Annotated in this window: 14 protein-coding genes and 3 pseudogenes; 12 read left to right on the top strand and 5 right to left on the bottom strand. The window is 23.8% G+C overall.

Annotated elements, in window-relative coordinates:
• Positions 1–4 precede the first annotated feature (4 nt).
• The 6 genes and pseudogenes from ACQH26_RS08340 (at position 5) to ACQH26_RS08315 (ending at position 3,640) form a co-directional block, all read left to right on the top strand.
• Entirely contained in the window at positions 5–628 is a 624-nt protein-coding gene (locus tag ACQH26_RS08340; protein ID WP_425382233.1) for a hypothetical protein, read from the top strand.
• 707 nt (positions 629–1,335) lie between these two features.
• Positions 1,336–1,587, top strand: coding sequence for a hypothetical protein (locus ACQH26_RS08335; RefSeq protein ID WP_425382232.1), 252 nt, complete (start codon positions 1,336–1,338; stop codon positions 1,585–1,587).
• Positions 1,588–1,722: 135 nt separating this feature from the next.
• Positions 1,723–2,212 (top strand): annotated as a pseudogene (locus ACQH26_RS08330) (IS5 family transposase); the annotation flags it as partial.
• Between the two features lie 17 nt (positions 2,213–2,229).
• Positions 2,230–2,640, top strand: a pseudogene (locus ACQH26_RS08325) (transposase); the annotation flags it as partial.
• 120 nt (positions 2,641–2,760) lie between these two features.
• On the top strand, positions 2,761–3,120 hold the full coding sequence (locus ACQH26_RS08320) for a helix-turn-helix domain-containing protein (RefSeq protein WP_425381863.1): 360 nt from the start codon (positions 2,761–2,763) through the stop codon (positions 3,118–3,120).
• 40 nt (positions 3,121–3,160) lie between these two features.
• On the top strand, positions 3,161–3,640 hold the full coding sequence (locus ACQH26_RS08315) for an IS630 family transposase (protein ID WP_425382231.1): 480 nt from the start codon (positions 3,161–3,163) through the stop codon (positions 3,638–3,640).
• 27 nt (positions 3,641–3,667) lie between these two features.
• Here ACQH26_RS08315 and ACQH26_RS08310 read toward each other — a convergent pair whose 3' ends face one another.
• From ACQH26_RS08310 to ACQH26_RS08295, 4 genes are all read right to left on the bottom strand, one after another.
• Positions 3,668–4,906 (bottom strand): IS256 family transposase, encoded by a 1,239-nt coding sequence (locus ACQH26_RS08310; protein ID WP_425383069.1) that lies wholly within the window; start codon positions 4,904–4,906, stop codon positions 3,668–3,670.
• Between the two features lie 201 nt (positions 4,907–5,107).
• Positions 5,108–6,228, bottom strand: a protein-coding gene (locus ACQH26_RS08305; RefSeq protein WP_425381867.1) for an IS3 family transposase whose coding sequence is annotated in 2 segments (ribosomal slippage) — positions 5,108–5,958 and positions 5,958–6,228 — 1,122 coding nt in all. Because the reading frame shifts where the segments join, the coding sequence is not laid out codon by codon here.
• Between the two features lie 206 nt (positions 6,229–6,434).
• The gene (locus tag ACQH26_RS08300; RefSeq protein WP_425382230.1) at positions 6,435–6,923 is read right to left on the bottom strand and encodes an IS630 family transposase; all 489 of its coding nucleotides are present in this window, start codon (positions 6,921–6,923) and stop codon (positions 6,435–6,437) included.
• Between the two features lie 40 nt (positions 6,924–6,963).
• Complete coding sequence (locus ACQH26_RS08295; RefSeq protein ID WP_425381863.1) at positions 6,964–7,323, bottom strand: helix-turn-helix domain-containing protein; 360 nt, start codon at positions 7,321–7,323, stop codon at positions 6,964–6,966.
• A gap of 552 nt (positions 7,324–7,875) precedes the next feature.
• Between ACQH26_RS08295 and obgE the strand changes: the two genes are divergently transcribed.
• The 6 genes from obgE to ACQH26_RS08265 are packed head-to-tail and all read left to right on the top strand — an operon-like array spanning position 7,876 to position 12,874.
• A complete protein-coding gene (gene obgE / locus ACQH26_RS08290) occupies positions 7,876–9,162 on the top strand; it encodes a GTPase ObgE (protein WP_425382229.1) in 1,287 nt (428 codons plus the stop codon).
• A gap of 23 nt (positions 9,163–9,185) precedes the next feature.
• Positions 9,186–10,277 (top strand): DNA recombination protein RmuC, encoded by a 1,092-nt coding sequence (locus tag ACQH26_RS08285; protein WP_425382228.1) that lies wholly within the window; start codon positions 9,186–9,188, stop codon positions 10,275–10,277.
• A gap of 2 nt (positions 10,278–10,279) precedes the next feature.
• A complete protein-coding gene (gene nadE, locus ACQH26_RS08280; RefSeq protein ID WP_338977649.1) occupies positions 10,280–11,026 on the top strand; it encodes an NAD(+) synthase in 747 nt (248 codons plus the stop codon).
• A 12-nt stretch (positions 11,027–11,038) separates the two neighbouring features.
• Positions 11,039–11,761, top strand: a complete 723-nt coding sequence (locus ACQH26_RS08275) for a YebC/PmpR family DNA-binding transcriptional regulator (RefSeq protein ID WP_338975273.1) — start codon at positions 11,039–11,041, stop codon at positions 11,759–11,761.
• Positions 11,758–12,390 carry a Holliday junction branch migration protein RuvA gene (gene ruvA, locus ACQH26_RS08270; RefSeq protein WP_425383108.1) on the top strand — a complete coding sequence of 211 codons (633 nt, stop codon included), beginning with the start codon at positions 11,758–11,760 and terminating at the stop codon, positions 12,388–12,390. Before ACQH26_RS08275 ends, ruvA begins: the two co-directional genes overlap by 4 nt.
• Positions 12,380–12,874 carry an AAA family ATPase gene (locus ACQH26_RS08265; RefSeq protein ID WP_425382227.1) on the top strand — a complete coding sequence of 165 codons (495 nt, stop codon included), beginning with the start codon at positions 12,380–12,382 and terminating at the stop codon, positions 12,872–12,874. The genes ruvA and ACQH26_RS08265 overlap by 11 nt, the downstream gene beginning before the upstream one ends.
• A gap of 50 nt (positions 12,875–12,924) precedes the next feature.
• Here ACQH26_RS08265 and ACQH26_RS08260 read toward each other — a convergent pair.
• A pseudogene (locus ACQH26_RS08260) lies at positions 12,925–14,044 on the bottom strand (IS3 family transposase).
• Positions 14,045–14,169: the final 125 nt, after the last annotated feature.

The raw sequence follows: 14,169 nt of genomic DNA, 5'->3' as shown, positions 1-14,169 counted from the left end.
TCAAGTGTATGAAAAAGGAAATTCAATTGCTATTGGTTCGGGTTTTAATGAAGAAGGTAGTATAATTAATGGCGATTGAAATACAAGTAAAGTTTATGATTGAGATATTATGGGAACTAATTTAATTAAAAATGACCATCAGATCAGTTTTATTTATAATACTAATGGTGATAATAATGCTAAAGTTAATTTTTTAGTTACTACTACTGATCAAAAATCGTTAATAGCAAACCGTCAAACTTTTTCACCAAATAATGAAGAAGAGTTACAAGGTGGTTGAGTTAAAATTACTTTGGATTTAAAGAAAATTGGTGGTATTAATACTTTTAATCGTATTTCTAAATTAGGATTACAAATTAAAGCAACTAATAATAATTTTAAGTTTAATGTTGGTGAATTTGAAATAAATAGCCCAACAACTAATAATCAAATCAAAGAAAATACAGTAATTTCAAATCCAAAATCAGAATACGTAATTAATTGAACAGTTAATAATCAAATATTATACAATGCTCGTTTTCAATGAGATGCTGTTAATATTGAAAATTTAAGTTATTATGCTATTTATTATTTTGATGAAAAAAAATGATATCGTGTTGGCGAAACTAGTCAAAACTATTATTTTTAAAAAATTTAAAATCTATTCATAATCAGTTAAAATTAATGATTAAACCAGTTTATAACAATAATGTTATTGCTCAACAATCATTTGTGTTTAATATAGAAATTTAAAGGTGAAATATGAAAAATAAAAATAGTATAGTAATTTTTAGTCATTGTATAAGTTATATGTTTAAAACAATTTTAAAAACATTTAGAACTTATATTTACTTTTTAATAATGCCTGTTATTTTACTTAGTTTAGTTTATTTTTTAACATCACAGTCAATTATTAAATATAATCGTTATATTATAGTTTCTAGTTATATTTTATTACCAATATTATTTAATATTTTTTTAATTGGTCATCTTATTTGTCAATGACGCGAATCAGTTTTTTAAAACAATTACACAATTTTGGTATCAATAAGATTGCATTTATTTTAAGTTTATTAATTGTTATTTTTGTTATTTCTTTTTGTACAGTATTTATATTACTTGGATATTTATTTTTTCTTGATCAGTTACAAGGAACTAATATCATGACAGTATGAATATTAGCAATGAAAACTTTTTCACAATGATTTGGTCTTATATTTAGTATTAGTCTAAATATTATTGTTATTTTTTTCTTGGCTTTATTAATTTCTGGTTCTATAAAAAATCCTTATATAATTCAAACAATTAATATAATTTTTTTTAACTTCTATTTTATTTGGTGACTTTTTTATTGATATGACATATACAATTTCAACACCAACCATTATTATTGGATATTTTGTACCACAAAAATATATAACTTGAATTAATTTTATTTTTTATAGTCAAAGTGATAAAAATTATTATATTTTTTTTCAGATTGTTCCTTCAGTTGATTATAAACTATCATTCACCAATATTTATCAACCAGTATTTTCTTGCCTAACATTTATTGGTTTGTTTGCTGTTGGAACATATTTTTCTTTTTTACATGGTACTAGAAAATAAGCAATTAAACAAAATATATTCTTATTTTTTAATTTTTAAAAATACAATAAGTGTATTTAAATATTAGAACCTGTTTAGAATCTTTTCGAAAATAATGTAAAATGATTATATATTTTAAAATCAGAGGTATATATTATGCATAAAAATTATCCAAGTCATGTCACCAAAGAACAATTTGAGAACATAAAATCAATTTTAGAAAATAGCAAAAAGAAAACAAAACCAAGAAGTTTAGATTTATATGAAGTATTTTGTGCAATTTTATATGTATTAAAAAGTGGTTGTCAATGAAGAATGCTACCAAAAAATTTTCCAAAATGACAAACTGTATATTATTATTTTCAAATTTGAAGTAAAAATAACGGTAAAGAAGCTAGTGTATGGCAATTAATTTTAAAAAAAATTGGTTAAAAAAGTTCGTATCAACAATAATCGCAAAGAACAAACTAGTTTTTGTATAATTGATTCGCAAAGTGTTAAAAATACAGATACTACTGAAAATAAAGGTTATGATGCTGGTAAAAAGATTTCAGGAATAAAGCGTCATATTATTGTTGATTCTCAAGGTTTACCACATGCAATTTACATAACCACAGCAGAAAAAACAGATCGTAATAGCGCTATAATAATGATTGAATACAGATGGCTAAAAAACAAAGTATTAATAATAATGATCCAATATCAAAAGCAGTAGATTTATTACTAGAAAATACTGAAGATTTAACAACAGTATTTAAAGAAGGAGGATTATATAAAGAATTAACAAAAAGATTAGTAGAAAAGATGTTAAATTCTGAAATGCAAAATTATTTAGGGTATGAAAAAAATCAACATAGTAATAGTGAAAATGCTCGTAATGGTATAAGTTCAAAAAAATTAATAACTCAACAAGGTAAAATTGAAATTAATGTACCAAGAGATCGTAATAGTGATTTTACTCCTGTAATAGTTGCAAAAAGACAGAGAAGATTTGATGGCTTTGATCAACAAGTTCTTTCACTATATGCCAAAGGAATGACTTTATCAGATATTAGAATGCAGTTGCAAGAGTTATAGCTAACTAAAGTAATATTTACTCATAAATAATGTAAAATAATAATATGTAATTTAAACAGTTTTTGAATTTAAAAGTACAATTCAGCAATAATTAAAATAGATTAGGAAGATTAAATTATGCCAAAACCATACAGTGAAGACTTACGAAGAAAAGTAATAGAAGCTTATGAAAGTAAAAATATGAAAATTAAAGAAATTTGTAAAGTGTTCAATATCACTAGAAAGACTTTATTTTTATGAAGAAAAAGAAAAAAAGAAACTGGGCATATAAAACCAATTTTGAATTATCAAAAAGGACATAGCCACAAAATAAAGGATTTAGATGAATTAAAAAATTATTTAGCAGAAAATAAAGATGTTACAGTTCAAAAAGTAATTGATAAATTTGGAAATATGACTAAAGAAACAGTTTATAACTATTTTAAAAAACTAAATTATACATATAAAAAAAACTTTTCTATATGAACAAAGAGATAAAAATAAACAAGAAGATTTTTTAAAAGAAATAGCTAAAATAATGAATGAAGATTTAGTATATATTGATGAATCTGGAATTGATGATAATGAATTTTATAAATATGGTTGATCTGAAAAAGGTAAAAGATTATTTGATAATAAACCCGCATATAAAATAAAGAGAATGAGTATAATTGGTTCACTAAATAAAGGTAAATTAAAAGCCTTATGAGCATTTGAAGGACATTGCAATAGTAAAATTTTTGAATCATATGTTAAAAATAAACTAATTCCAGTATTAAAGCGTGGACAAATTATAGTTTTAGATAATGCAACGTTTCATAAATCTAAATTAACACAACAATTAATTGAAAATGCTGGATGCAAACTATTATTTCTTCCGCCATATTCTCCTAATTTAAATCCAATTGAACATTTTTGATTTGCTATAAAACATAATATAAGAAAAATATTACCAAATTATTGACCAAATATTAAAAAAGCGATTGATTTTGTTTTTGAAGATGAGGCTTTTATGTAATCTGTGTATCTTTGTTTTACAAAGTTACTAGTTCAGATTAATTCTATCTTCAAATTTTATCATAAAATGAGCAATTGCTGTATTTCAATTTTGAATGGGCATTGTTCATTTTTTTGTTATATTTTCAATTGCTAAGTAAAATATTTTGAAAACTGCCATATCATTAGGAAAAACTTTTTTATTTCTGATAACTTTTCGTAATTGACTATTAACAGATTCAATAGCATTTGTAGTATAAATCACTCTTTTAATTTCTGGTGGATAACTAATAAAAACCATTAAATTATCTCAATTTTTATATCAAGATTTAGTAATTTGCGGATATTGTTTATTTCATTTACTTTCAAATGATTCTAAAGCTTGCATTGCTTGTTCTTCACTACATGCACTATAAATTGGTTTTAAATCTGCAACTAAGGTTTTTCGATGTTTGTATGAAACATATTTTAAACTATTTCTAATTTGATGAACTATGCATAATTGATGTTCAGTTTTAGGATAAACTGCTTGTATTGCTTCTGACATGCCTGTTAAATTATCACTACAAGCAATCAAAATATCATTTAAGCCTCGATTTTTCATTTCTGTAAAATTAGCTAGTCAAAATTTAGAACCTTCATTTTCACTAATTCATAAACCTAAAACATCTTTTTTGCCTTCTAAATCCACTCCTAATGCTATATAAACTGATTTGTTAATAATGCGTTTATCTTGCCGTACTTTAACTACTATACAATCAAAATAAACAATAGAATAAATACTTTCTAATGGTCGATTTTGCCACGCCTTGACATCATCTATCACATCATCAGTAATTTGACTAATAACACTTTCACTAATATCTGCACCATGATATAACTCTTGCAACTGCATTCTAATATCTGATAAAGTCATTCCTTTGGCATATAGTGAAAGAACTTGTTGATCAAAGCCATCAAATCTTCTCTGTCTTTTTGCAACTATTACAGGAGTAAAATCACTATTACGATCTCTTGGTACATTAATTTCAATTTTACCTTGTTGAGTTATTAATTTTTTTGAACTTATACCATTACGAGCATTTTCACTATTACTATGTTGATTTTTTTCATACCCTAAATAATTTTGCATTTCAGAATTTAACATCTTTTCTACTAATCTTTTTGTTAATTCTTTATATAATCCTCCTTCTTTAAATACTGTTGTTAAATCTTCAGTATTTTCTAGTAATAAATCTACTGCTTTTGATATTGGATCATTATTATTAATACTTTGTTTTTTAGCCATCTGTAACTCACTCTTTCTAGTCATTTAATTATATTTACTAGAATTAATTAAACATAGTTATTTTTGTAAGTTACACAGATTACTAAACATTACCATTTTATAATTTATCATTAAAACTTAAAAACGTTATGCAGTAAGTCTAATACATTTTTTATGATAAAAGTATTAAAAAAATATTTGGAATGGCAACACTTTTTAGGACTATTTTTTGGTAGACATTTGTTTTTGATAATTAACTGGAGTTAAGTAGTTTAAAGTGCTGTGGATTCTTATGTTGTTGTATCAATTGATGTAATCAAATAATTCTAATTTTAATTGGATTAATGATCTAAAATTTTTATCATTAATAAATTCAGTTTTGAAAGTTTTAAAAGTTGCTTCAGCAACAGCATTGTCATAAGGACAACCTTTTTTGCTTAAAGAGCGAGTAATATTGAATGCTAGTAAAAGTTTATCAATAATTTTATTATTAAATTCATTACCACAATCACTATGAAATATTTGAATATCTTTTAAACAGCGATTTGATTGCATAAATGCTTGATGTACTAATAAGGCATCTTTTCTAGTACCTACACTATGTCCAATAATTTCGCGGTTAAATAGGTCAATTAATAAGCAAATATAGTTTCATTTACCATTAACTTGAACATAAGTTAAATCACTGACAATAACTTCATTTTTAAGCCTATTATTAAAGTTTCTATTCACAAGATTAGTGATTTTTTCATCATTTACTTTGTTATTATGATTTTTGAATGATAATTTAGTGTATTTTGATATTAAATTATGCTTATTCATAATTTCTTTAATTTTTCGTCTTGATAAATAAATTTCTTGGTTTTCTAATATTACTTTTAATCTTCTTGTTCCATAAACACATTTATTTTCTTTAAAAGCACTAATAATAGCTTCATCATAAATATTATTTTGAATTTTATTTTCTTTTTTCTTTAAATTAAAATAATATGTTGATTTAGAAATTTTTAAAAAATGACACATTGTGCGAATTTTATATTTAAACTTATTGTTTGTAATAATTTCTATTTTCTGCCTATTATTAGTGCTGCTTGCTTTAAAATATCATTTTCCATTCGTAATTGTTTTAATTCTTTTCTTAATTTAATTAATTCATTTTCTTCAACAGAACGATTATCTTTAGCTTTAAAACTACCTGAATTAGTAAATTGCTTAATTCAATTATAAGTAGCTGCTCTTGTAACATTATATTCTTTAGCAAGGTAAGATACTGATTTGCCGCTTTGATATAAAGCTACTATTTGTTTTTTAAATTCATCGGTATATGAATTAATATTGGCCATAATTATAGTTCCTTTCTTTCAACTAATTTGTTCACTTGTCTACGTAATTAGTGTCCAATAAAGTGTAACCCATCCACTATCTGCTTCATCATGATTTGATATTTTTATATTTCATTCATATTTTTCATTTAAATAAAAACATATATCTTCACTTATTTTTTTATTTCAATTTTTTAAAGAAATATTAGTAATATTATTATCTATAGCTAACTAAAGTAATGTTTACTCATATCTTGAAAAACAAAATCAATCGCTTTTTTAATATTTGGTCAATAATTTGGTAATATTTTTCTTATATTATGTTTTATAGCAAATCAAAAATGTTCAATTGGATTTAAATTAGGAGAATATGGCGGAAGAAATAATAGTTTGCATCCAGCATTTTCAATTAATTGTTGTGTTAATTTAGATTTATGAAACGTTACATTATCTAAAACTATAATTTGTCCACGCTTTAATACTGGAATTAGTTTATTTTTAACATATGATTCAAAAATTTTACTATTGCAATGTCCTTCAAATGCTCATAAGGCTTTTAATTTACCTTTATTTAGTGAACCAATTATACTCATTCTCTTTATTTTATATGCGGGTTTATTATCAAATAATCTTTTACCTTTTTCAGATCAACCATATTTATAAAATTCATTATCATCAATTCCAGATTCATCAATATATACTAAATCTTCATTCATTATTTTAGCTATTTCTTTTAAAAAATCTTCTTGTTTATTTTTATCTCTTTGTTCATATAGAAAAGTTTTTTTTATATGTATAATTTAGTTTTTTAAAATAGTTATAAACTGTTTCTTTAGTCATATTTCCAAATTTATCAATTACTTTTTGAACTGTAACATCTTTATTTTCTGCTAAATAATTTTTTAATTCATCTAAATCCTTTATTTTGTGGCTATGTCCTTTTTGATAATTCAAAATTGGTTTTATATGCCCAGTTTCTTTTTTTCTTTTTCTTCATAAAAATAAAGTCTTTCTAGTGATATTGAACACTTTACAAATTTCTTTAATTTTCATATTTTTACTTTCATAAGCTTCTATTACTTTTCTTCGTAAGTCTTCACTGTATGGTTTTGGCATAATTTAATCTTCCTAATCTATTTTAATTATTGCTGAATTGTACTTTTAAATTCAAAAACTGCTTAAATTACATATTATTATTTTACATTATTTATGAGTAAATATTACTTTAGTTAGCTATAAATAAAAGTGGTTTACTAATAAGTCAGTAATAAATTTTATTTTTTTAAATTACTTTAAATAAATCTCAAATAAAGTTTATATGTGAAAAAATCAATATACAATATATTTTTTCAAAGATAAAACTAAATAAAAAAACTATTGATTTGATTTTAAGCAAATTAATAAAAACATCTATAAGTTTTATTTTAATATATAATTTTTCATATATGAAAATAACTTAAATGATATTTAACATTAAAAAAAACATTTTTTTAATTTTCATAAAGCAAAAATGGTTTACAAAAAATATTAACTAGATATAGTAAATTATTATTTTTTTAACAATAATATCTGTATACTAAACTTATATGAAAAATAAAATAGTATTTTACACAAAAATGTTAACACTATATAATAAGAGTTATTATTAATATAAAAAAGGAGTAAGAAATGCGTTTTATAGATGTAACAAAATTAAAAGTTACTGCTGGCAAAGGTGGTGATGGTGTTGTTGCTTTTCGTCGTGAACTTTATGTAGCCAAAGGTGGTCCATCTGGTGGAGATGGAGGAAGAGGCGGTAATATTATCTTTATTGGTGATTCGGGTATGAATACTCTATTAGACTTACGTAAAAATAAAGAGATAACTGCTGAAGATGGTAAAAATGGTGCACCCAAAAATATGCATGGACGTAAAGGAACCAATACTTATGTAAAAGTTCCATTGGGTACTATTATTAGAGATAACAAAACTCAAAATATTCTTGGTGATATTATTAAAGATAAACAAGAAATAATAATTGCTGCCGGTGGTCTTGGTGGAAGAGGAAATGCTCGTTTTGCTTCGGCAATAAATCGAGTACCTAAAATATGTGAAAAAGGAATGCCTGGACAACATTTTGAAATAATTTGTGAGTTGAAATTATTGGCTAATGCAGGATTAGTTGGGTTGCCTAACGCTGGTAAATCAACATTATTAGGAGCTATTTCTGCTTCAACTCCAAAAGTTGCTGATTATCCTTTTACTACTCTTAATCCGCATTTAGGTGTTGTTAGAGTTGATAAAAATAATAATTTTGTTATGGCGGATTTGCCTGGATTAATAGCGGGAGCTAGTTTAGGAAAAGGACTAGGTTTACAATTTTTGCGTCATATTGAACGTTGTCAAGTTTTAGTACATATGATTGATATTAGTGATAAGACTCAAGATCATTTTTTAAATTATCAATTAATTATGAGTGAATTAGAAAGTTATAATAAAGATTTGACAAAAAAACCGCATTTAATTGTTGCAAATAAAATTGATTTACCAGATGCAGAAACTAATTTAGAGAAATTGAAAGAACAAATTAAATTACCAATAATTGCAATTTCTGCTATGAAACATATTGGTTTGGATATATTAATTAAAGATATTGCTAAAGCTGTTGAAAAAGAACAACTGCATCAAGTTAATAATGATGAAAATAATGAAGAACATATTCTTTATGAATATATTAATAAAGAAAAAGTTCCACAAGTTTTTATTACTAAAATTGCAAGTAATCAATGAACTATTTCTGGTAAAACCGTTGAAGTAATATATCAAAAAAATCCTTTAAATAATTATCATAATATTTTATTATTTAAAATTAAATTACAAGATTTAGGAATTTATGATGAATTAAGAAAGCAAGGAATAAAAAAAGGTGATCATGTTAAGATTTTTAATTATGATATGATTTGAGAAGAAGAATAAAAAAGGGCAAAGGAAAATAGGAAATGGAAATAGTAATTAGTTTATTGGTAGTTATTTTAATTATTAGTAGTATTGGTGGCTTAATAATTTATATGCAAATTAAAAAAAGTCAGAATGTTACTAGTGACCCAATTGCACAAGACTTTTTAAAAATGCAAGTAGAAACTTTAAAAGAACAATTAAATGATTTTAAAATATCATGAAATGGTTCGGATCGTGATAAAACCGAAAAATTAATTAATTTAATGAGTAATATTGATAATTTTCAAAAAAATTTAGATAAAAAAGAAGATGATTATAAACGCAATGCTGATGTCATTCAAAGACAAGTAGTAGATGTTATTAAAGATTTAGCAAAGTTACAAGAATCATCAACTGTTTTAGGAAAAATTAATGATAATATTCAAAGTTTACAAGAAGTTTTTATTAATACTAAAAAACGTGGTAATGTTGGTGAATTTGTTTTAGAAAAAATTTTGACTAATATGTTGGGTTCAAATCAAAAATTATGAGAACGACAATATAAAACAATTGATGGCAAAGTTGTTGATGCCTATGTAAAAACAGATTCTGAAAAAGAAGGAATTGCTATTGATTCAAAGTTTTCAATTGATAACTATCAAAGGTATTTAGTAAGTGAAGATATTAAAGTTAAAGAAAATTATTTAAAAGATTTTCGTAATGATATTCGTAAACGAATTGATGAAGTTGGAAAATATATTAATATTAAAAATAAGATTTCTAGCGCAGTAATGTTTATTCCTTCTGAAGAAATATTTGCTTTTATTTACGCACAATTTGCTGATGATATTGTTGAATATGCTTTTAAGAAACGTGTTTGAATTACCTCTCCTACTACTTTATCTGCTGTTTTATTTATAGTTGATAAAAATCGTAAAGACATTGATTTCAATAAAAATTTAGAAAAAATGGCAAAAAAATTACGTTTATTCAAAGATGATTTTGATCGTTGGGTTGATAGATGAGAAAAAGTTAAGTCTGGTTTTGATACAACTAATAAAGCCATTGAAACTTTAGATAAAACCCATAATAAAATTGCTGGACATTATAACAATATTTTTGAAATGTCCGAAGAAATAAAAGAGAGTGAATAATTATGAATTTAGAACAATATTTAGATGAAATTATTAAATTTTTACAAAGTGAAGTAAAAAAAGCAAATGCCAAAGGTTTAATTGTTGGTTTAAGTGGTGGTGTTGATTCAGCAGTAGTAGCATTATTGATTAAAAAAGCTTTTCCTAATGATCATTTAGCATTAATTATGCCTTGTTTTTCACCAGATATTGATTTAGAATATGCAAATAATTTAGTTAATATTCATAAATTAAATGCCAAAGTAGTTAATTTAAATAATGTTTTTTTAAGTTTTAAAAAAACATTAGAAACTGAAATTAATATAGAAAAATCAAAATTAATTTTAGGCAATTTAAAAGCTAGATTAAGAATGAATACTCTTTATGCATATGCACAAAATCATAATTATTTAGTTGTAGGAACAGATAATAGTGACGAATGACACATTGGTTATTTTACTAAATATGGTGATGGTGGTGTTGATTTATTACCAATTATTCATTTGTTAAAAAAAGATGTTTTTGCTGCAGCAAAGATATTAAAAGTTAATGAAGAGATCATTATTCGTAAGCCAACTGCTGGTTTATGAGATGGACAAACTGATGAAATGGAAATGCAATTTAAGTATGAACAATTAGATCAATATTTACTAGGAAATAAATCATTAATACCATCATCAGTAATTAATAAAATTGAATTTATGCATCAGAATAGTGCACACAAAAGAATACCTGTACCGCAAGCTCCAAAATGAACAAGAAAAAAATAAAGGAATGAGAATATGGCTGGACATTCACAATATGCAAATATTAAACATCGTAAAGATGCCCAAGATAACAAACGTGGTAAAATTTTTCAAAAATTATCAAGAGAAATTTATGTTGCTGTTAAATTAGGTGGTGCAAATGTTGAAAATAATCCGCGATTAAAATTAATGTTAGAAAAAGCACGACGTATAAATATGCCAAAGGATAATATTAATCGTGCTATTAATAAAGCTAGTAATAAAAATGAAACAACTAATTATGAAGCAGTCACTTATGAAGGATATGGACCAAGTAATATTGCCATAATTATTCATTGTTTAACTGATAATAAAAATCGAACTGCAAGTAATATTCGAAGTTATTTTAATAAATTGGGTGGTCATTTAGCTGCTACTAATTCTGTTCAATATTTATTTCAAACAACGGGGGTAATTCAATTTTCAAGTTTATTATCAGTTGAAGAAATATTGGAGTTAATAATTGATTTTGAAATTTTTAATATTGAAAAAAATGAAGATATTATTGATATTGAAGTTAATCCTAAACAGTTAAATGCTGTAACTAATTTATTAGAAAAAAATAATATTAATGATTTTATTAGTAATGAAATTGTTAATATTCCCCATGAATTGATTACCATTACTGATCAACAACAAATTAAATTAATTGATATATTGTTAGAAACAATTGAAAATGATGATGATGTGCTTTCAATTGAACATAATTTTAAAAAATAAAAAGGTTTATTTTTCTTTTTCATCTAATTAATAGTAAGAATAGAAAAGGAGGAATAAGTCATGGATGAATATTTTTAGGTATTATTAAAGAATTTTATGAAAATAAAATTATTTTTGAATGTAATGATCATGGATATATTATTGAAGGTGTTAATTTACAAACATTACCATTAAATATTAAAGTGAAAATTTATGTTTATTTTCATCAAAAACCAACTTATGAACAATTTTTTGGGTTTGTATCAAAACCAATAAAAACCTTTTTTATTCATTTACTTAATATTAGTAATATTGGACCAAAAACTGCTTTAAGATTATTAAATCAACTATCACTTGATAGTATTAAGTTGGCTATAAGTAAACAAGATTATAAGATATTGCAACAGTGTAAAGGTATAACTCATAAAATTGCTAATAATATTATTAACTATTTTAGTAATCATATTAAAGTAGTAAGTAATTTAACAACTAGTCAAAATGAAAAATCAGATTTAGTATTTGATACATTATTAAAATTGGGTTTTAGTTCAATAGTAATTAATAATTTTTTATTAAGAAATATTAATTGAGATTTGGAAGTTGAAGAAATTATTGCATTAGCTATTAAGGAAATAAAATATGGGTATTAGTAGTTTTAATAATTTTGTTGGACAAAATAATGTTATTGAACGTATTCTAATTTTAATCAAAGGTAGTAAAATTCAAAATATTGCTTTAAGTCATATTTTATTGATTGGTCCTCCTGGTATTGGAAAAACAACTATTGCACGATTAATAGCAGAAGAATTGCAAGTAAATTTTCATAGTTTAGAAGGAACAAGCATTAATAAAACTAGCGATATTATTAGTATTTTAGCAAATATCAAACAATCTGATATAGTTTTTATTGATGAAATTCATGTTGTTAATTATGAAATATTAGAAGTATTATATTCTGCATTAGAAGGTAATTTTATTAATATTATGATTGGTAAAGATTATAATAATAAAATTGTTAAAATTAATTTACCCTCTTTTACATTTATTGATGCTACTAATAAAGTAGGAATCTTAACTAAAGCGTTGATAAGTCGTATTCCTAATATTTTACAATTATCTGATTATAATTATTAGGATATTAAAAGTATTATTTCACAAGTTTGGAATGGCAACACTTTTTAGGACTATTTTTTGGTAGACATTTGTTTTTGATAATTAACTGGAGTTAAGTAGTTTAAAGTGCTGTGGATTCTTATGTTGTTGTATCAATTGATGTAATCAAATAATTCTAATTTTAATTGGATTAATGATCTAAAATTTTTATCATTAATAAATTCAGTTTTGAAAGTTTTAAAAGTTGCTTCAGCAACAGCATTGTCATAAGGACAACCTTTTTTGCTTAAAGAGCGAGTAATATTGAATGCTAGTAAAAGTTTATCAATAATTTTATTATTAAATTCATTACCACAATCACTATGAAATATTTGAATATCTTTTAAACAGCGATTTGATTGCATAAATGCTTGATGTACTAATAAGGCATCTTTTCTAGTACTACACTATGTCCAATAATTTCGCGGTTAAATAGGTCAATTAATAAGCAAATATAGTTTCATTTACAATTAACTTGAACATAAGTTAAATCACTGACAATAACTTCATTTTTAAGCCTATTATTAAAGTTTCTATTCACAAGATTAGTGATTTTTTCATCATTTACTTTGTTATTATGATTTTTGAATGATAATTTAGTGTATTTTGATATTAAATTATGCTTATTCATAATTTCTTTAATTTTTCGTCTTGATAAATAAATTTCTTGGTTTTCTAATATTACTTTTAATCTTCTTGTTCCATAAACACATTTATTTTCTTTAAAAGCACTAATAATAGCTTCATCATAAATATTATTTTGAATTTTATTTTCTTTTTTCTTTAAATTAAAATAATATGTTGATTTAGAAATTTTTAAAAAATGACACATTGTGCGAATTTTATATTTAAACTTATTGTTTGTAATAATTTCTATTTTCTGCCTATTATTAGTGCTGCTTGCTTTAAAATATCATTTTCCATTCGTAATTGTTTTAATTCTTTTCTTAATTTAATTAATTCATTTTCTTCAACAGAACGATTATCTTTAGCTTTAAAACTACCTGAATTAGTAAATTGCTTAATTCAATTATAAGTAGCTGCTCTTGTAACATTATATTCTTTAGCAAGGTAAGATACTGATTTGCCGCTTTGATATAAAGCTACTATTTGTTTTTTAAATTCATCGGTATATGAATTAATATTGGCCATAATTATAGTTCCTTTCTTTCAACTAATTTGTTCACTTGTCTACGTAATTAGTGTCCAATAAAGTGTAACCCATCCGCTACTTAACTCCAGTTAATTATCAAAAACAAATGTCTACCAAAAAATAG

This window comes from Spiroplasma endosymbiont of Melieria omissa, assembly GCF_964031175.1.
Classification (GTDB): domain Bacteria; phylum Bacillota_I; class Bacilli_A; order Mycoplasmatales; family VBWQ01; genus Spiroplasma_E; species Spiroplasma_E ixodetis_A.
The sequence above is the reverse complement of the archived record's forward strand: the minus strand, read 5'-3'. Positions and strand labels throughout refer to the sequence as shown.